Source organism: Streptomyces sp. NPDC048290 (assembly GCF_040652095.1).
In the GTDB taxonomy this organism is placed as follows: Bacteria; Actinomycetota; Actinomycetes; order Streptomycetales; family Streptomycetaceae; genus Streptomyces.
In genome coordinates this window covers 169,215-187,065 of the sequence record NZ_JBEZLM010000016.1, presented here as the reverse complement: position 1 = coordinate 187,065, position 17,851 = coordinate 169,215, and the positions used below count along the sequence as shown (strand labels likewise).

Below are 17,851 nucleotides of genomic sequence, written 5' to 3'. Positions count from 1 at the left end.
CGGCGATGCCCGGGGCTGTGTCGGCTATCCCTCCCAGACGGGCCGGGCGGCCCCGCGGGTCCGGGGCGCCCGCACCGGCTCCGCCGCCCCGGCCCCGTCCGGCTCCGGACCGCCCCCCGCGGGTGGCCCGGTGCCGGAGTCGGCCATCAGCTGGACCTCGGTCAGCAGGGGGCCGACACCGTCCGCGCGGTAGAAGATGCGGGTGCCCTCGCGGCGGGTGGAGACCAGGCCCGCGGCACGCAGCTTCGCCAGGTGCTGGGAGGTCGCGGCGACATGCGCGCCCAGCAGCCGGGCGAGTTCGCTGACTGGGAGTTCACGGCCGTTCAGGGCCCAGAGCAGACGGTAGCGGGAGGGGTCGGCGACCGCCTTGAGGACGGCCACCGCCCGTTCGGCGGCCGTCGTGTCCCAGGCCGGTTCTTGCGCGTCCATGCAAGTATCGTAACCGGCCACGCCCGGGTGTCGTGCCGGGCGCGCGCACCGGTTCCCTTGGTCGGGACGGGACGGGTCAGCGGGTCGTGGACGGGCCGAACCACGGGTAGTGCGGGCTGCCCGGACCCCATGTGCCGGGGCGTCCGCGCGCGTCCCGGGTGACGAACACGCTCGGCTCGGAGGCGGTGACCCCGCCGCCGGTGGAGCGGGCGGTGACGAACCAGGCGTGGGTGGAGCCGGGCCTGAGTCCCTTCCAGGTCACCTTCGCGGTCGTACCGGAGGCGGCCTTGACGCGGCCGACGATGTCCACGGGGTCGTAGAGCGCCAGGGAGTCCGTCGAGAAGGACGTGGTCCGGGTGGTGAGGTCGATCGGCAGCACCATGTTGTCCTCGGTGCCGTCGTAGCGGTGGTCGGCGTCGTACTCGGTGGCGCCGAACTCGTCGAGCAGCGGTGAGTAGGTGTCCACCGTCAACTCCGCGCGGTCCACGTCGAATTGGAGCATCCGGAAGAAGCTCGCGCCGAACCGGAGCTGGTCGTCGGGCTGGTAGCCGCCGGCTTCGGTGAGGCCGAGCCGGTCCGCGGAGACCGTGTAGAACTGGTAGTCCGCGAGGAGTTCGACCACACCGTGCGCGACCTCGCCGACCTTGGGCTTCACGTTCGTCCCCACGCCGTGCTCATGACCGGCGAGGATCAGGAACACATTGGGGTTGTCCTGGACGACGGTCTTGAACAGCATCGAGCCGTCGGGCGCGGAGAATCCGGCGCCGCGGCCGTCGGGGCTGGTGCTCGGCGCGAGATAGTCGTGCGAGAGCAGGATGCCGTTGCGGTCGGGGAACCGGGCGAAGACCGAGTCCGCCCAGGCGGCCTCCTCGCGGGTGACGCCGTAGGACAGGCCGACCACCACGAAGTCCAGGCCGCCCGCGGAGAACAGTTCGTAGTGGTTCTGGTTGTCGCCCGCGCGCCACGGGCCGCCGTACTCGGCGTGCTCCCAGCCCTCGGACAGGGCCTGATAGCGGTCGGGGCCGTAGTACTGGTTGTAGAGGGCGTCCGGGCCGGTCTCGGTGCCGGACTGGTTGTCGTGGTTGCCCGCGATGACGCCGTTGGGCACGCCCGCGTCGTCCAGGATCTTCTGCTGCTTCGAGGAGATCTCCATCTCGCCGGTGATCTGCCGCCGGGTGGCCTCGTCGGCGGGCTCGCGGATGTTGTTCTCGATGATGTCGCCGGTGTGCGCGACATACGCGATCTTCCGTTCGTCCTGGTGGGCGGCGATCCAGCGGGTGATGTCGCCGTACGCCCGCTCCCACACGGCCCGTTCCGCGGCCGTCTCCTGCTCGACGGCGCCCTCGGACAGGTACTGGGTGTCGGTGAAGTGGACGAGGGAGAAGTCGTAGGAGTCCGGGTCCGCGAAGCGGTCGGGGTCACCGGCCTCGATGTCGTCGGCGAACGGGTCCTCGCCGGTGACCATGACATGGAGGGTGCCCCGGTCGACGTAGGAGCGGTCGACCACGGAGGTGAGCCGGGTGTCGCCCTCGGCGGCGCCACGGGCGCTGGTCAGCACGTCCCACCGGTCGGTGCGGGTGTTCCACACCCGTAGGGCGGCGAGCCGCTCCGGGTCGATGGTCCCCTCCCAGCGCAGTACGGGCGCGTCGGCGCCGCCCTTCACCCGGACGTCGAAGCGCTGGTAACCGACCTCCTCGGCGGCGGGCGCGTCGAGGGTGCGGCCGTCGGCGGGGGCGAGCCCGGTGGCCCTGACCTTCTTCTCCCCGGGGACCTTGAGGGTGGTCGGCACGGAGGGGGCGGTGCCCTGGTACACCGTGCCCGGGGTGAGGATCTCGGCCTCGGAGAAGGTGGCGGTGACCTGGCCGCCCTCGGGTTCGCCGACCCGCGCGGACAGGGTGACGTCCCGTCCCGCGTCCGTGGTGCCGGAGGGCGGGGTGAGCGCGGCGGGCGCGTCGGGGATGCCCGCGGAGGTGAACCTCAGCTCGCGGGTGCTGGTGTTGCCGAGTCCGTCGGTGGCGGTGACGGCGAGGGCGTGGGCACCGGCGGACAGCCCCGGGCCCACGGTGGCGCCGGGCTCGATGTCCGTGCCGTCGAGGGTGACATGCGGTCCGTCGACCACACCGGAGGGGTCGTCGACGCGGACGTCGAGGACGACGGCGGCGCTGATCCGCTGACCGGCGGCGGGGGCGCTGGTCACCACCCGGGGCGCGGAGTTGTCGGTGGACAGGACGCGGGTGGCCTGCTTGCCGGTGGCGGAGGTGGCGGCGAGGGTGTGGGTGCCGTCGGCGATCCGCGCGGTCTCCAGATCGGCGCGCAGTCCCTGAGCGGGGCCCTCGACGTAGAAGGTGAGGTCGATCTCGGTCAGCGGGTTGACGTTGTCCCCGCAGTTCCCGTCGCCCATGCCGTACGAGCCCTTGAGCATCCGGCCTTCGGCGGTGCCCTGGGCGGGGGTGAGGGTGATGCCGGAGACCGTGAAGTCGTCGCGGTTGTCGCCGCAGGACGTGGTGAGGGTGCCGGTGACGAGGTCCAGGGTGTTCCAGCCGGGGACCAGCCACTCGTTGGGGAAGGTCAGGTCGACGTGCCGGCTGACGAAGTCGCCGTCCAGGGGCAGCTTCTGGCCGTTGACCAGGACGTGGTTGCCGTAGCGGGCCTCGATGGAGTTGGCGCCGACACTGAAGCCGAGGGTGGCGTCGCCGGAGCCGAGGGTCTCGGTGACCGGGACGGCCGGGGCGTCGACGGTGAACCGGAGTTCGGCCTCGCGCAGCCGGGTGGTGCTGGAGCCGCAGGTGCCGTCGCCCATGGCGTAGGAGTCGGCGATGCCGTGTCCGGTGACCGTGGCGCCGGGGAGGGTGAGGGCGAGGTGGGAGAGGTCGAAGTCGTCGCGGTTGTCGCCGCAGCTCTCCTTGTAGGGGCCGGTGACGATGGTGAGGGTGTTGTCGCCGGGGACCAGGTGCCGGGCGGGTATCGCCAGGTCGACGCGCTGGCTGACCCAGGTGCCGCCGAGGTCGACGCGTTTGCCGTTGACCAGGAGGTGGCTGTCGTAGCGGTCGTCCAGGGAGTTGGCGCCGACGTCGAAGGAGAAGGTCGCGGCGCCGTTGCCCAGGTGCGGAGAGGTGACCGGGGCCTTGCCGTCGACGGTCAGCGTGGCGGTGGAGCCGTCGGCTCCGGCGGGCAGGCTCGCGAAGACCGGCTGGCGGCCCTTGGCGAGGGTGCCGTCCGTCGGGGTGAGCCGGGGGGCGCCCGCCGGGGCGTTGTTGACGGTCACGCGGTTGCGGACGGTCTTGCCGGACTCGGTGCGCGCGGCCAGGGTGTGGGTGCCGTTGCGCAGCGTCGTGGTGTCGAGCGCGGTGCGCAGCCCGGTGGTGTCACGCGGGTCGCCCAGCACGAAGAAGGTGAGCCTGGCCTCCTTCACATAGGCCGGGTTGGAGCCGCAACTGCCGTCGCCGAAGGAGTAGGTGTACGCGTTCTCCTCGCCGTCGGCGACCTCGCCGAGCAGATCGAGGGTGATGTCGGAGAGGATGAAGTCGTCGTGGTTGAGACCGCAGGCGCTGTCGACCGCGCCGGTGCGGATCTCGATGATGTTCTCGCCCTTGACCAGGTACTGGTTGGGGATGTCGACCGTGCCGCGCTCATTGACCAGGTCACCGAGGTCGATCCGGTGGTCGCCGTTGACGACGAGGTGGTTCTTGTAGCGGGCCTCGACGGAGTTGGACCCGACGTCGAAGCCGAGCCGGGAGACACCGAGGGTGGGTTCGGCGTCGAGCCGCTCACCGTCGAGGGTCAGCCGGGTCACGGAGTCACCGGCGAGGGTCGCCGTGGCCTCGACGGTCCGGGTGCCCTCCAGATAGCTGCCGTCACCGGGGGTGAGGGCGGGCAGGGTGGTGGCGGTGGTGGTGTCGGTCGTGCCGCTCCGCGAGGGGGCGGACGGGTCGGTGCCGTCGGTCGTACCGCTCCGCGAGGGGGCGGATGCGTCGGTGCTGTCGGTCGTACCGCTCCGCCCGGGGGCGGATGCGTCGGTGGTGTCCGCCGTGCCGCTCCGCCCGGGGACGGCGGTGTCGGTGGCGGTCGCCGCCGGGGCGGTGCCGGTCAGCAGGAGCAGGGCGGCGAGCACGGACCCCGCGAGTCGCCGTCCGCCGCCTCCGCCTCCGCCGCCTCCGCCTCCGCCTCCCGGTCGTCTTCGCCGCCGTACTGGCCCCATGGGTTGCCGTCCTTCCGGATGCGCCGCGTGATGAGGGGCACGCCGGAAGATGCCACGGGATGCCCATGGCGGATCTTCGGCAGCTCAGATGAACGGCGGCGGAGCGGAGAGGGACCGGCAACCGACGGTGCGGGGGCCGCCGTTGGCGGGACGCGGGGAGACCGACGGGCCGCTGAACAGCGGCGGAGCGGAGAGAGACCGGCAACTTACGGCGTGGGGCACGCCGTTGGCGGGGCGGCGACGGGAACGACGGGCCGCGGTCAGGACATACGGCCCGTCGTGGCGGTCAGCAGCAGTGACCGGTGCCCCGCGCGGACGCGACAGGTGCCGGTTCCGTGTCCAGGCGGCAGAAGCAGGACGCCTCCACCGGGACATCGGCCAGGGCGAGGGCCGTCGTCAGCGGCTGGGCGAGGATCCGGGCCTCCTCGGTCCTGTCCAGCCGGACCAGGCACTCGTGCAGGCCGTGCAGCGCCCAGACATTGCCGGGGTGCTGGCGGGCGCGCGGCAGGGTGTCGTCCAGGCCGAGGTCCGCCCGGTAGACAGCGGCGGCCTCGGCGACCCTGCCCTGCTCCAGCAGCAGTGCCCCGTACGCGTGCCGGGTGGGCTGCATCCAGCCCCAGGGTTCGTCGTAGGGCAGGTTGTCGTCCAGGTCGATCGAGCGCTCCAGCGCGGCGAAGGCGGCGTCGAAGTCGCCCCTGCGGTACTCCAGTTCGCCGTCCAGCATGGCGCCGGCGATGGCGAGGATGTCGGCGCAGGTGTTGTTGAACAACATGCGGGTGTCCTGGACCCGGCCGACCGCGGCGCGGAACAGCTCCCGTTCGGCCTCCGCCTCGGCGACCCGGCCGGTGGCGGAGAGCGCGACCCCCCGGGCGTAGTGCGTCATCGCGGTGGTCGTGCTGTACAGCTCCGGGTCCTCGGGCAGCCGCAGGTCCAGGATGTCGGACCAGCGGCCGAACCGGATCAGCACATGCACCCGCATGGCGAGGAACGCCTCCAGCCAGTCGGCCATCGGCGGGCTCTGCACCCGCAGCAGCTTCTCCGGGATCGCCGCCTCCAGCTCCGCGGCCCCTTCGAGGGCGGTCTCGGAGCTGCCGAGGAACATGGCGCCGTAGATCTTGAAGTGGATGTTGTGGCAGCGGTAGAGGGTGTAGAAGTTCATCGCGCCGGACCGGGCGACGGTCTTCGCGTCGACGGCGATGGCGGCGGTGTTGTCCGACACGACCCGCCGGTAGTCCCCGCAGAGCACCTCCAGATGGGAGGGCATGTGGGCGAGGTGTCCGGCGTCGGGCACCAGTCCGCGCAGCCGGTCGGCGACGGTCAGCGCGCGCTCCGGGTACGGGGACATCTCCATCAGATGGATGTACAGGTGCACGACCCCGGGGTGGTCGCGTCCGCCGGGCGTGGCGAGCGCCCGCTCCAGCACGGTCCGCGCCTCGGCGGTGCGGGCGCCCTCGGCGGGTTCGCCGGTGCGCAGGTCCCACAGCTGCCAGGGCGTGAGGTTCATCAGCGCGTCGGCGTGCAGGGCGGCCAGGTCGAGATCGCCGGGGTCGCTCTCGTAGGCGCCGCGCATGGCGTCGGCGTACGGCTCGTTCCACACCGAGCAGTCCTCGGCGGGGCGGGACTGCGGGAAGCGGGCGCCGAGCGCGGCGATCAGGGCGCGCTCGGCGGGCGTGGCGGCCCCGTCGGCGAGCCGCCGGGCGTGCTCGACGGCCGCGTGCACGCGTTCGACGGTACGGGTCAGGTCGCCCTCGTCGAAGAACTCCCAGGGCTTGTTGTAGTTGGGGCCGAGGGCGTAGGCGATGCCCCAGTGGGCCATGGCGCAGCCGGGGTCGGCCTCGGCGGCCTTGGCGAAGCAGCGGGCGGCCTCCTCGTGGTGGAAGCCGTACGTCCAGACCAGACCGCGGTCGAACCAGCGCTGGGCCTCGGGGGATGTGGTGGTGACGGGACGGGTGTGGGTGCCGAGGTCGTAGTAGTCGTGGTCGTCGAGGTCGTGAACGGGGTCGAGGTGGTCGTCCATGGGTGCCCTCCCGAGCGGTGCGCCGCGCGTGCGGCCACCCAGCGTAGTCGGGGGTGATCACCTGGGGGCGGATGATCGGCGCTGTTCACCGGGGAGTGGGGAGCCCTGGAGGGGGGTCCTGGAGGGGGGTCCTGGAGGGGGGTCCTGGAGGGGGGTCCTGGAGGGGGGCCCTGGAGGGGGGTCCTGGAGGGGGGTCCTAGAGGGGGCGTCCTTCCTCTGGCCCATCCCGGCTGCGGGCCGGGGCCGTACCCAGTAGGACGGAAAGGAGCGGGACCGGTACGGCGGGCCAGGGAGCGGAGCGGCATGCGGATCGTGGTGGACCTCAACCGCTGCCAGGGATACGCCCAGTGCGTGTTCCTGGCCCCGGCCGTGTTCGAGCTGCGCGGCGAGGAGGCCCTGCTGTATCTGCCGCGGGTCCCCGCCGGGCAGCGGGAGCGGGTGCGCCGGGCCGTCGCCGCCTGTCCGGTGCAGGCGATCACGGCGGGCGGTCCCTCGGGTGGCGGGCGCTGACGGTCCGGCGCCCCGGCGGATCGTGATCGCCGGGGCGTCGCTGGCCGGGCTGCGGGCCGCCGAGGCGCTGCGCGAGGGCGGCTACGCCGGGGAGCTGACCCTCGTCGGGGAGGAGACCGCGCCGCCGTACGACCGGCCGCCGCTGTCCAAGGGGGTGCTGCTCGGGCGGATCGACCCGGCGGACACCGGGCTGCCCGCCCGCCGGGAGGTGGACGCCCGCTGGCTGCTGGGGGTGCGCGCCGCTGGCCCGCACGGAGACCCGCATCGCCCTGACGGAACTGCTGCGCGCCCTGGACACGCCCCACCTGGTGACGGACCCACCGCCGTACCGCCGCAGCCCGGTGCTGCGGGGGCCCCGGCATCTCCTCGTGGACCTGTAGCGACGCGGTACGCCCGCCGAGGCCCGTCCGGCACCGGTGCGTCCTGCGACATCCGCGGCGGTTCCCCCACGACGGGCCGCGCGCACAGTTCATCGGACCGTCATCAGTTCGGATGAACGTGCCCGCGTTCACCGGGCGGGGCGGGCGTGGGCGGCCGGACAGTGGGACGGCTCGGGACCCGCTCGCTCTCGCCCCAGGGAGGACACATGGCCGACACGGCGCATCAGAAGGCCGGTGCGGAGGGGGTGGGCGGGGGTGTCGGGGTGACCGCGCTGCTGGTCGCCGCGGCGCGTGCCCTGGAGACGCATCGGCCCGACAGTCTGGCGCGGGACGGATTCGCCGAGCACTTCGTGCGCGCGGCCCCGGTGTCGGCGGGCTGGCCGGTCCGCCCGGAGCAGGTACCGGGCGGGGACGCCGATCCGCTCTGGGGCCGGTTCGCCCGGTACTTCGGACTGCGGACCAGGGTGCTGGACGACTATCTGCTGGCGTCGGCGCGGACCGGCGTACGGCAGGTGGTGCTGCTGGGGGCCGGGCTGGACTCCCGGGCGTTCCGGCTGGCGTGGCCGCCGGACTGTGTGGTCTTCGAGGTGGACCGGCCCGGCGTCCTGGAGTTCAAGCACCGGGTCCTCGGCGCGCTCACGGCCCTGCCCCGCGCGGCGCGGGTGCCGGTGGCGGCCGATCTGCGGGACGACTGGGTGGCCTCGCTCACCGGTGCCGGGTTCGATCCGGCTGTGCCGAGCGTGTGGCTGGCCGAGGGGCTGCTGTTCTATCTGCCGCACGCCGCCGAGCGACGGCTCGTCGACCAGGTGGAGCGGCTGAGCGCGGCCGGGAGCGCCCTGGCGTACGAGGTGAAGCTCGAAAAGGATCTCCTCCACTACCGCGACAGCGCGATCTACGCGGCGACCAGGGAACAGATCGGCATCGATCTGCTCGCCCTGTTCTCGCTGGAGCGGCGGCCCGACTCCGCGGGCGAACTGTCGGGCCGGGGCTGGCACACGACGGTCCACACGCCCTTCGAGTTCACCCGACGGCACGGCCGGGGCCCGCTGCCCGAGCCGCATGACGCGCTGGAGGGGAATCGGTGGGTGTTCGCGGCGAAGCCGCGCGCGTAGGCCCTTTCGCCGGGTCCGGGCCCGTGGTCGGCCGTGACCTGTGATCGACCGTGGCCCGTGGTCGACCATGGCGTGGTCGGACGTGACCCATGGTCGGCCCGTGGCTCGTGGTGGGCGCGCGCGTGCCGTGCTGTCCGCCGACCGTCCGGTGCGGGGTCAGTCCGGGTCCGGTACGAGGACGGGTTTGACCGTGCGGCCGGACGCGCAGTCGCGTTCCGCCGTGTCGATCTCGCTGAGCGGATAGGTGCGGATCAACTGGTCGAAGGGGAAGTGTCCGGCGCGCCACAGGGCGATCAGCCGGGGGATCAGGAGCGCCGGTACGGCGTCGCCCTCGCAGAGGTGGGAGATCCGGCGGCCCCGGTCCAGGGCGCCCGGCTCCAGGGTCAGCGCGGTGCGGAGCCGGGCCACCAGGGCGAGGTGGCCGGTCGGGCGCAGGGCGTGCAGCGCGGTGTTGATCAGCGGTGCGGAGGCGGTGGTGTCCAGCGCGTACTGGGCGCCGCCGCCGGTCAGCCGCCGGACCCGCTCGGCCAGGCTGCCCAGGTCGTCCGGGGTGGCGTGCAGCGGGGTCGCGCCGAGGCGTTCGGCGAGGGCGAGCCGGGTCGGGTCGCGGTCGACGGCCACGGTCACCGCGCCCGCCGCGGTCGCCGCCATCACCGCGGCCAGTCCGACCGCCCCGGCGCCGAGGACGGCGACCGTGTCGCCGGGTCCCGCCGCGAAGGTGTTCAGGATCGCCCCGGCGCCGGTGAGGAAGCCGCAGCCGAGGGGGCCGAGCAGGGCGAGCGGCAGGGCGGGGTCGACCACGACGGCGTTGCGGGCCGGGACGACGGCGTACTCGGCGAACGACGACTGTCCGAACCAGCGGGGCGCCAGCGTCCCGCCTCCCGCTCCGGCCGGGCGCGCCGGGTGGGCCGGGCCCGCGCCGAAGAGGTTGCGGTCGGCGAAGGAGTCGCAGTAGGCGGGGGCCGCGCGCAGACAGCCGCGGCACCGGCCGCAGGAGTCGAAGCTGAGGACGACATGGTCGCCGGTGCGGACGCCGGTGTCCGCTCCCGCCGCCGCCACGACCGTCCCGGCGCCCTCGTGGCCGAGCACCGCCGGGAGCGGTGAGCGTCCCGCCGAGTCCCGCACGGCGAGATCGGTGCGGCACATCCCGCAGCCCGCGATCCTCACCAGCAGCTCACCGTCGTCCGGTGCGGCGGCGAGGGTGAGGTCCTCGACGGTGAACGGGCCGTCGTAGGTGCGCAGTACGGCCGCCCGGAAGGTCAGGGGCATGGGTCCTCCGGGGGGCTCGGGGCGGTGGGTGACGGACGGGCGGAGAGTGCCGTACCGGGGTCAGCCCGTGGCGGTGGGTACCGGCGGGCCTGGCGGTGCCTCGCGGGCGTGCCGGTCCATCTCCGCGCGGAACGCGGCGATCAGCTGCGGGCGGATCCGTCCCGCGTCGCGGTCGCCGCCCTCGCAGACCGCGCCGCGCACCCCCACGATGTCGGTACCGATCCGGGTCAGCGCGCCGAGGTCCGCCGCCCGCACACTGCCCGCGAGGGCGGCGAGCAGTCCGGACGCGTGGGCGCGGCGGACGAACTCCCCGCAGACGTCCGGCGGTACATGGTCGAAGAGCCGGGTGCCGTCCTTGACGGCGGTGTCCAGCATCGCCGCGTCGCAGCCGGAGCGGCGGGCGATGTCCGGCAGGGCGAGCGGGCCGACACAGCCGATGCGGTGGGCGTCGGCATAGCCCGAGGCGACGACCAGGGCGTCGGGCCGATGGTCCTTCACCGCGCGGACGACCCCGGTCATGACGTCGATGGCCTGCCCGGGAGTGGTGCAGCCGTAGAGCCCGACCTTGATGTACGTGGCGCCGGACACGACGGCGCCCAGCGCCGCCTGGGCGACCGTGCCCGGCTTGTACGGGACGTCGCCGACGGTGGCGGACACCGGGGTGTCCGCGGGGACCACCTCGCGGATCTCCCGGATGACCCAGGGGAAGTTCGCGCCCAGGGACCCCTCGTCGGGTTTCTTGACGTCGACGATGTCGAGGTGTTCCGCCGCCTTGGCGCACTCCAGGGCCTCGTCGACGCTGTCCGGGGAGATGAGCAGCAGCAAGCGGGTCTCCTTCCACTTCCACCGCGTCCGCCCGGCCCGGGTCACGCGTACACCGGTCGCGGGTCACGGGTCACGGGTCATGGGTCACGGGTCACGGGGGTGCGGTCTCGTCTCGTTCCTGTACGGACACTCCACAGTGCGGGGTGTGCGTGGCGCCGGGTAGGGCGTGCGATGCCCGCTCGGATCACGGTCCGCCCGGCGGGCGCGCCGTCCGCGCCGGGCGCGGGGCTGGGGCCGGGCGCCTGCCGCCGTGCGCTCCGGGTGCCCAACGGATGGGCGCCCCACCGTCACCGCGCTGCCTCGCCCGTCCGCCCGTACCCTGCTCGGCCCGTCGCGCCTCAGTGCGCTGTCGGGACAGAGGCGGTGCGCATGGGGGACAAGCGCGGCGGTTCTTCCGGCCTACCGTCGGTGGAGCCGGGCGGCGCGACGCCCCCGCCGCAACCGGCCCCCGTCCCCTTGGAGGTTGTCCCAGGTGTCCCCCATGCCCGTCGGAGGGCTCGTGCCCCGCGCCGCCGACACCGACGCCGCCGATCTCGTCGTACGCAACGCGACCGTCCACACCGGTGATCCGCGTCGGCCGCACGCCGAGGCGCTGGCCGTGCGGGACGGGGTGATCACGGCGGTCGGCGACGACGGTGACATGGCCCGGCACATCGGGACGCGCACCACGGTGGTCGACGCGCTGGGCCGCCGGATGGTCCCCGGGCTCAACGACGCCCATCTGCATGTGATCCGGGGCGGTCTCACCTATGTGCTGGAGCTGCGCTGGGACGGGGTGCGGTCGCTGCGGCAGGGGCTGGCCATGCTGCGTGAGCAGGCCGGTCGTACCCCGAAGGGGCAGTGGGTGCGGGTGGTCGGCGGCTGGTCGGCCGAGCAGTTCGCCGAGCGGCGGCTGCCGACCGCGGCCGAGCTGAACGAGGCCGCCCCGGACACCCCCGTGTTCGTACTGCACCTCTATCAGGCGGCCGTGCTGAACCGGGCCGCGCTGAAGGCCGCCGGGTTCGGCCGGGACACCCCGGACCCCCCGGGCGGGCAGATCGTGCGCGGCCGGGACGGGGAGCCGACCGGCATGCTGCTGGCCGCGCCCAGCGCGCTCGTCCTGTACGCGACGCTCGCCAAGGCGCCCGTCCTGGAGGGCGCGGACCGCACCGCGTCGACCCGGCACTTCCTGCGGGAACTCAACCGGTTCGGACTGACGTCGGCGATCGACGCGGCGGGCGGCTTCCAGAACTTCCCCGACGACTACGCCACGGTCCTCGAACTCGCCGCCGCCGGGCAGTTGTCCCTGCGGATCGCCTACCACCTGTTCCCGCAGACGGCCGGGCAGGAGCTGGACGACCTACGGCGCTGGACCGAGACCGCCCGCCCCGAGGACGGCGACGCCTGGCTGCGGCTGAACGGCGCGGGCGAGAACCTCGTCTGGGCGGCGGCCGACTTCGAGAACTTCGCCCAGCCACGCCCCGACCTCGGCTCCTACGAGGGCGAGTTCACCGAGGCCGTCCGGCTCCTCATGGAGCACGGCTGGGGCTTCCGGCTGCACGCCACCTACGACGAGACGATCCGCCGCGATCTCGCGGTGTTCGAACGACTGGCCGCCGAGGGACTGTTCCCGGCCGGGAACCGCTGGCTGTTCGACCACGCGGAGACGGTCTCCGCGGACAGCCTGGACCGGATCGCGGCCCTCGGCGGGGCGATGTCCGTGCAGAACCGGCTGTCCTTCCAGGGCGAGGCGTTCCTGCGCCGGTACGGCCCCGGCGCCGCCGCCGACGCACCGCCGCTGCGGGAGATGCTGCGGCGGGGACTGACCGTGGCCGGGGGCACCGACGCCACCCGGGTCTCCACCTACAACCCGTGGGTGGCCCTGCACTGGCTGATCAGTGGCCGCACCCTGGGCGGACTGGCCCTGCGCCCGCCGGTCAACCGGGTCGACCGGGCCACCGCGCTGGACATGTTCACCCGCGCGGGCGCCGTCCTCACCGGCGAGGACGCGGTGAAGGGCGTGCTGCGGCCCGGGTGCTACGCCGATCTCGCGGTGCTGTCGGAGGACTACTTCGCCGTCCCCGAGGCCGAGATCGCGCACATCGAGTCCCTGCTGACCGTGACCGGCGGCCGGATCGTGTACGCCGCCGCCGAGTACGAGGGGCTGGACGAACCGCTGCCCGCCATCGCCCCGCCCTGGAGCCCGGTGGCGCACTACGGCGGCTACCAGTCGGGGCGGGCGACACCGGTGCCCGGGGTCACCCAGGCGCGGCGGATCGGCGAGGCCGTCGCCGAGTCCGAGCGGCACCGGCTGTGGCGGGCGGACCGCGGGCTCACCGCGTATCCGGCGGAGGACCACCCGGCCGGGACGTTCCACGACCCCTGCTTCACCTTCTGAGACGTACCCGGATCCATCTCCTGACACGGTCCGGATCCATCTCCTGGCACGGTCCGGATCCATCTTCTGAGACGTACCCGGATTCATCTTCTGAGACGGTCCCGGATTCCCCCTCCGAGACCCGGAGCCCCCACGGAAAGGCAGACCCCCATGGTCGACTTCGCCCAGGTCACCGCGACCCCCGGTCCTGACCTGCTGACCCCCGACAACTGCGCGGTGCTGCTGGTGGACCATCAGCCGCAGATGTTCTTCGCCACCGGCAGCGGCGACCGCACCGCCATCATCAACGCGGCCGTGGGCCTGGCCAAGGCCGCCCAGGTGTTCGCCGTGCCGACGGTGCTGAGCACGGTGGCGGCCGAGTCCTTCTCGGGCCCGATCCTGCCGCAGCTCGCCGCCGTGGACCCGGACAACCCGGTCGTCGACCGGACGACGATGAACGCCTGGGAAGACGAGGCGTTCGTCGCGGCGGTCCGGGCGACCGGCCGTTCCAAGCTGGTGATAGCGGGACTGTGGACCGAGGTGTGCGTGGTCGGACCGGTGCTCTCCGCGCTCTCCCAGGGCTATGAGGTGTACGTCGTCGCCGACGCCTGCGGCGGGGTCAGTCCCGAGGCCCATGAGCACGCGCTCCAGCGGATGGTGGCGGCCGGGGCCGTACCGGTCACCTGGGTGCAGGTGCTGCTGGAGCTCCAGCGGGACTGGGCGCGCTCGGCGACGTACACGGCGGTGACGGAGCTGGTGAAGGAGCACGGCGGCGCGTACGGCGTCGGGATCGTCTACGCCCAGGCCGTCATCGGCGCGCACGCGGCCGGCTGAGCCGTCGCACCGCGCGTACGCGAGTCAGGATCAGGAACAGGCGGGAGGAACCATGGACGCTGGACTGCTGCTCCTGCGGCTGGTGGTGGGGCTGCTCATCGCCGGTCACGGGGTGCAGAAGGTGAGTCATCTGCTGGGCGGCGACGGACTGGCGGGCGGGACGGAGGAGTTCCGCCGGGACGGGTTCCGGGGCGGGCGGCTGACCGCCGTGGCGGCCGGTGGCAGCCAGATCGGGGCCGGGCTGTTCTTGGCGGCGGGTCTGCTGACCCCGCTGGCGGCGACGGCCGCGGCGGGGGTGATGACGGTCGCGGGCACGGTCAAGTGGCCCCAGGGCCTGTGGGTGCAGCACGACGGCTACGAGTATCCGCTCGTCCTGGTCGCCGTGTCGGCGGCGCTGGCGCTGACCGGGCCGGGCGGCTGGTCCCTGGACCGGGTGCTGGGGCTGACGCCGTGGCCGGTGTGGCTGTCGGTCGCGGCGATCACGGTCGGACCGCTGAGCGGGCTGCTCACCCGGGCCGCGCTGCACCGCCCGCCGTACGTGACGGAAGGGGTCCGCCGTGCGCGCGCTGCTGACTGACGTCTACCGGACCGTGGTCCCGGCGCGGGACGATCCGCACGGGCCGCTGCCGCCGCTGATGCTGGTCCTGACCCTGGTCACCGGGCTGGTGGACGCGGTGAGTTACCTCGCCCTGGGCAAGGTGTTCGTGGCGAACATGACCGGCAACGTGGTCTTCCTGGGCTTCGCGCTGACCGGCGCCGACGGGCTGTCCGCGCCCGCTGCGGTGGTGTCCCTGGCGGCGTTCCTCACGGGGGCGCTGGCCGGGGGGCGGCTGGCGTCCCGGTTCGCCGCCGACCGGGGGCGGATGCTGGCGGCTGCGACGGCCGCGCAGGCGGTGCTGGTCGCGGTCGCGGTGGCCGCCGCCGCGGTCACCGGCGGCGAGGTGACGACGGCGGTCCGCTACACCCTGATCGTGTTCCTCGGGGTGGCGATGGGCACGCAGAACGCGGTCGCCCGGCGCCTCGGTGTCCCCGACCTCACCACGACCGTGCTGACCCTGACCCTGACGGGCCTGGCCGCGGACTCGACCCCGGCGGGCGGCAAGGCGCCCCGGCCCGGACGCCGGGTGCTGTCCGTCCTGGTCATGTTCCTCGGCGCGCTGATCGGCGCCGTGCTGATCGCGTACGACCGGTTCGTCCTGCTGCTGGCGCTCGTGCTGGCGCTCGTCGCCGTGACGTCGGTCGCCGCGCACCGGCTGGCGGCGTCCGGCGCGGACTGGACCCGGCCACCGTCCTGACCTGACACGGCACCACCGACGGGCGGGCGGTCGGCTGGCCGACGAGTCCGGGTCGCCCGCCCGAGTCCACGCGCGGCGCGGGCGGGCCGCCGGGTCGTCGAGCCCGGTCCGCCCCGCCCCGGACCGCGCGCCGCGCGGCCCGACACGCCCCCCTGACACACCGTCCGCCACCAGGGTGAACGCGCCCCGGAAGCCCGGCCCGACGACCCCCCGCCCCTCCGACACCCCACTTAATCCAACGTATTGACAAACCGTGACGCCGATTCATACCGTCCGAAGGCACCGCCACCCCGCAGGCGTCCGGACCGACGTGCCCGAGGTGAGCGCTCCGACCGGGAGGGGACTGCTGTGGGCGAGTCGTTGAGGGTCGGCATCGTGGGCGCGGGCAAGATCAGCGGCGCCTATCTCAGCACGCTGGAGAGGCTGGACTCCGTGCGGATCACCGCCGTCACCGATCTCGACCCCGACCGGGCGCGGGCGTGCGCCGCGCGGGCCGGTGACGCGGTGGCCGTCGCGCCGACCGTCGCCGCACTGGTCGCGCGCGACGACGTGGACGCCGTGCTCAATCTGACCGTCCCGGCCGCGCACGCGGACGTGGCGCTGGCGGCGCTGGCCGCCGGGAAGCATGTGTACGGGGAGAAGCCCCTGGCGGCGGACCGCGAGGAGGCGGGCGCGGTGCTCGCGGCGGCCCGCGCTGCCGGGCTGCGGGTCGCCTGCGCGCCCGACACCGTACTCGGCACCGGGACGCAGACCGCCCGCAAGGCCGTCGACGACGGGCTGATCGGCACTCCCGTGGCGGCCACCGCGTTCATGACGACCGCCGGACACGAGGCATGGCATCCGGACCCGGAGTTCTACTACCGGCCGGGCGGTGGCCCGCTGCTCGACATGGGCCCCTACTACCTCTCCGCGCTGGTGCAGTTGCTCGGCCCGGTGGTCAAGGTGACCGGTGCCTCCTCCCGGCCGCGCGCCGAGCGGACCATCGGCGGCGGACCGCGCGCCGGGCACACCTTCCCGGTGGCGGTGGACACCCATGTCACCGGCGTCCTGGAGCACACCGGCGGCGCCCTGACCACCCTGGTCATGAGCTTCGACATACGGGCGGCACGGCTGCCCCGGATCGAGGTGCACGGCACCGGCGCCTCGCTGTCCGTGCCGGACCCCAACGGGTTCGACGGTCCCGTCGAGATCCACCGGGGCGACGGCTGGCAGCCGCTGCCGGTGTCCGCCGGGCACCGGGGCGCGGGGCGCGGCACCGGGCTCGCCGATCTGGCGGCGGCGCTGGCGGCCGGGCGCCCGCACCGGGCCTCCGCCGAACTCGCCGCGCACGTCCTGGACGTGATGCTCACGCTGCTGGACGCGGCGGAGGAGGGGCGCGCGCTGCCGGTGACCAGTACCTGCGAACGGCCCGCTCCGGTGCGGTGACCCCGCCCCCGTACCGCTTAGCCCCGCTCCCCCGCACCGGCGAAGGACCCACATGACCGCAGGAGCAGCCGACCAGCCCGCACGCCCCAGGACCGTCTGTGTCATGGACCCGGACGTCGTGGATCTCGTCCTGCCGCCCGACCTGTTCGCCCGGCTCGCGCGGCTCACCGAGGTCGTCACGGTCGCGCCCTGGTCGGGCACCGACTATCCGGACGCCCTGGCCGGGGCGGAGATCCTGTTCACCGGCTGGGGCTGTCCGCCGCTGACCGCCGGGGTGCTGGCGCGGGCGCCCCGACTGCGGGCCGTGCTGCACGCGGCGGGCAGTGTGAAGGCGCTGGTCGGTGACGCGGTGTGGGAGCGCGGTATCACCGTCTCCTCGGCCGCCGACGCCAACGCGGCTCCGGTCGTCGCCTACACCCTCGCCCTGATCACGCTGGCCGCCCGCCGGGCGCTGTCGTCCGCCGCCGGGCGCGGGGCCGACTGGCCGGACATGACCCGGCGGCGCGGCGCGGACGGGCTGACCGTGGGGGTCGTCGGGGCGTCCCGGATCGGGCGCGGGGTGCTGGAGGGGCTGCGCCGGGCCGACGCCGGGTACCGGGTGCTGGTCAGCGATCCGTATCTCGGTGCGGAGGACGCGCGGCGGTGGGGGGCCGAGCGGGTGGAGCTGGCCGAGCTGTGCCGCCGCTCGGCGGTCGTCACCCTGCACGCCCCGCTGCTGCCCGAGACCACGGGACTGCTGGACGCCGCGCTGCTGGCGTCGATCCCCGACGGCGGGGCGCTGGTCAACACCGCGCGCGGCGCCCTGGTCGACACCGACGCCCTCACCCGGGAGTGCGCGTCGGGCCGTCTGGAGGCGTATCTCGACGTGACCGATCCCGAGCCGCTGCCGCCCGGTCATCCGCTGTACTCCCTGCCCCAGGTGCTGGTCACCCCGCACATCGCCGGGGCGCAGGGCAGCGAGGTACGGCGCCTGGGTGCCTACGCGGTGGAGGAGACCGCCCGCTGGATCGCGGGCGAACCACTGCTCGGGGAGGTCACCCGCGACCAGTTGGAGCGCCTTGCCTGACGCCCAGGGCGCTGGCGCCCGGGAGCCTGACGCCCGCGACCGTGAGGGCCGGGACCGTGAGGGCCTTGATGCCCGGGGCCTCACGCCCAGAACCCTGACCGTGCAGGACCCTCGCCCCCAGGCCCCTGACACCCG

General features: G+C 74.1%; 14 protein-coding genes and 2 pseudogenes. 10 read left to right on the top strand and 6 right to left on the bottom strand.

The features are described 5' to 3' along the window. Positions 1–24: 24 nt before the first annotated feature. From AB0D49_RS26580 to AB0D49_RS26565, 4 genes are all read right to left on the bottom strand, one after another. On the bottom strand, positions 25–429 hold the full coding sequence (locus AB0D49_RS26580) for a metalloregulator ArsR/SmtB family transcription factor (RefSeq protein ID WP_362761765.1): 405 nt from the start codon (positions 427–429) through the stop codon (positions 25–27). Between the two features lie 76 nt (positions 430–505). Then, the gene (locus AB0D49_RS26575) at positions 506–4,540 is read right to left on the bottom strand and encodes a metallophosphoesterase (protein ID WP_362761763.1); all 4,035 of its coding nucleotides are present in this window, start codon (positions 4,538–4,540) and stop codon (positions 506–508) included. Beyond that, entirely contained in the window at positions 4,516–4,668 is a 153-nt protein-coding gene (locus tag AB0D49_RS26570; RefSeq protein ID WP_362761761.1) for a hypothetical protein, read from the bottom strand. The genes AB0D49_RS26575 and AB0D49_RS26570 overlap by 25 nt, the downstream gene beginning before the upstream one ends. Before the next feature lie 245 nt (positions 4,669–4,913). Next, positions 4,914–6,644, bottom strand: coding sequence for a hypothetical protein (locus AB0D49_RS26565; protein WP_362761759.1), 1,731 nt, complete (start codon positions 6,642–6,644; stop codon positions 4,914–4,916). A gap of 303 nt (positions 6,645–6,947) precedes the next feature. Between AB0D49_RS26565 and AB0D49_RS26560 the strand changes: the two genes are divergently transcribed. From AB0D49_RS26560 to AB0D49_RS26545, 4 genes and pseudogenes are all read left to right on the top strand, one after another. Beyond that, positions 6,948–7,154 (top strand): ferredoxin, encoded by a 207-nt coding sequence (locus tag AB0D49_RS26560; protein ID WP_362761757.1) that lies wholly within the window; start codon positions 6,948–6,950, stop codon positions 7,152–7,154. Then, a pseudogene (locus AB0D49_RS26555) lies at positions 7,141–7,401 on the top strand (FAD-dependent oxidoreductase); the annotation flags it as partial. The gene AB0D49_RS26560 and the pseudogene AB0D49_RS26555, both read left to right, overlap by 14 nt. Further along, positions 7,391–7,534: pseudogene (locus tag AB0D49_RS26550) on the top strand (cytochrome P450); the annotation flags it as partial. The pseudogenes AB0D49_RS26555 and AB0D49_RS26550, both read left to right, overlap by 11 nt. A 206-nt stretch (positions 7,535–7,740) precedes the next feature. Further along, positions 7,741–8,646 (top strand): SAM-dependent methyltransferase, encoded by a 906-nt coding sequence (locus AB0D49_RS26545; protein ID WP_362761755.1) that lies wholly within the window; start codon positions 7,741–7,743, stop codon positions 8,644–8,646. Positions 8,647–8,802: 156 nt separating this feature from the next. Here the strand turns inward: AB0D49_RS26545 and AB0D49_RS26540 are convergent, their stop codons facing one another. Both AB0D49_RS26540 and AB0D49_RS26535 read right to left on the bottom strand, forming a co-directional pair. Continuing rightward, positions 8,803–9,909, bottom strand: coding sequence for a zinc-binding dehydrogenase (locus AB0D49_RS26540; protein WP_362761812.1), 1,107 nt, complete (start codon positions 9,907–9,909; stop codon positions 8,803–8,805). Between the two features lie 66 nt (positions 9,910–9,975). After that, positions 9,976–10,740 carry a (5-formylfuran-3-yl)methyl phosphate synthase gene (locus AB0D49_RS26535; RefSeq protein ID WP_362761753.1) on the bottom strand — a complete coding sequence of 255 codons (765 nt, stop codon included), beginning with the start codon at positions 10,738–10,740 and terminating at the stop codon, positions 9,976–9,978. Between the two features lie 481 nt (positions 10,741–11,221). Between AB0D49_RS26535 and AB0D49_RS26530 the strand changes: the two genes are divergently transcribed. From AB0D49_RS26530 to AB0D49_RS26505, 6 genes are all read left to right on the top strand, one after another. Next, entirely contained in the window at positions 11,222–13,117 is a 1,896-nt protein-coding gene (locus AB0D49_RS26530; RefSeq protein WP_362761751.1) for an amidohydrolase, read from the top strand. 150 nt (positions 13,118–13,267) lie between these two features. Further along, positions 13,268–13,930 (top strand): hydrolase, encoded by a 663-nt coding sequence (locus AB0D49_RS26525; RefSeq protein WP_362761749.1) that lies wholly within the window; start codon positions 13,268–13,270, stop codon positions 13,928–13,930. A 52-nt stretch (positions 13,931–13,982) separates the two neighbouring features. Next, positions 13,983–14,507 carry a DoxX family protein gene (locus tag AB0D49_RS26520; RefSeq protein ID WP_362761747.1) on the top strand — a complete coding sequence of 175 codons (525 nt, stop codon included), beginning with the start codon at positions 13,983–13,985 and terminating at the stop codon, positions 14,505–14,507. After that, positions 14,488–15,225, top strand: a complete 738-nt coding sequence (locus tag AB0D49_RS26515) for a YoaK family protein (RefSeq protein ID WP_362761745.1) — start codon at positions 14,488–14,490, stop codon at positions 15,223–15,225. Before AB0D49_RS26520 ends, AB0D49_RS26515 begins: the two co-directional genes overlap by 20 nt. A 348-nt stretch (positions 15,226–15,573) precedes the next feature. Continuing rightward, positions 15,574–16,650 carry a Gfo/Idh/MocA family oxidoreductase gene (locus AB0D49_RS26510; protein WP_362761743.1) on the top strand — a complete coding sequence of 359 codons (1,077 nt, stop codon included), beginning with the start codon at positions 15,574–15,576 and terminating at the stop codon, positions 16,648–16,650. 52 nt (positions 16,651–16,702) lie between these two features. Beyond that, positions 16,703–17,716, top strand: coding sequence for a hydroxyacid dehydrogenase (locus AB0D49_RS26505; RefSeq protein WP_362761741.1), 1,014 nt, complete (start codon positions 16,703–16,705; stop codon positions 17,714–17,716). Positions 17,717–17,851 lie beyond the last annotated feature (135 nt).

Coding starts and splice junctions, on each gene's coding strand:
- AB0D49_RS26580 (WP_362761765.1), bottom strand. CDS start 429: ATGGACGCGCAAGAACCGGCCTGGGACACGACGGCCGCCGAACGGGCG.
- AB0D49_RS26565 (WP_362761759.1), bottom strand. CDS start 6,644: ATGGACGACCACCTCGACCCCGTTCACGACCTCGACGACCACGACTAC.
- AB0D49_RS26560 (WP_362761757.1), top strand. CDS start 6,948: ATGCGGATCGTGGTGGACCTCAACCGCTGCCAGGGATACGCCCAGTGC.
- AB0D49_RS26545 (WP_362761755.1), top strand. CDS start 7,741: ATGGCCGACACGGCGCATCAGAAGGCCGGTGCGGAGGGGGTGGGCGGG.
- AB0D49_RS26530 (WP_362761751.1), top strand. CDS start 11,222: ATGCCCGTCGGAGGGCTCGTGCCCCGCGCCGCCGACACCGACGCCGCC.
- AB0D49_RS26525 (WP_362761749.1), top strand. CDS start 13,268: ATGGTCGACTTCGCCCAGGTCACCGCGACCCCCGGTCCTGACCTGCTG.
- AB0D49_RS26520 (WP_362761747.1), top strand. CDS start 13,983: ATGGACGCTGGACTGCTGCTCCTGCGGCTGGTGGTGGGGCTGCTCATC.
- AB0D49_RS26505 (WP_362761741.1), top strand. CDS start 16,703: ATGACCGCAGGAGCAGCCGACCAGCCCGCACGCCCCAGGACCGTCTGT.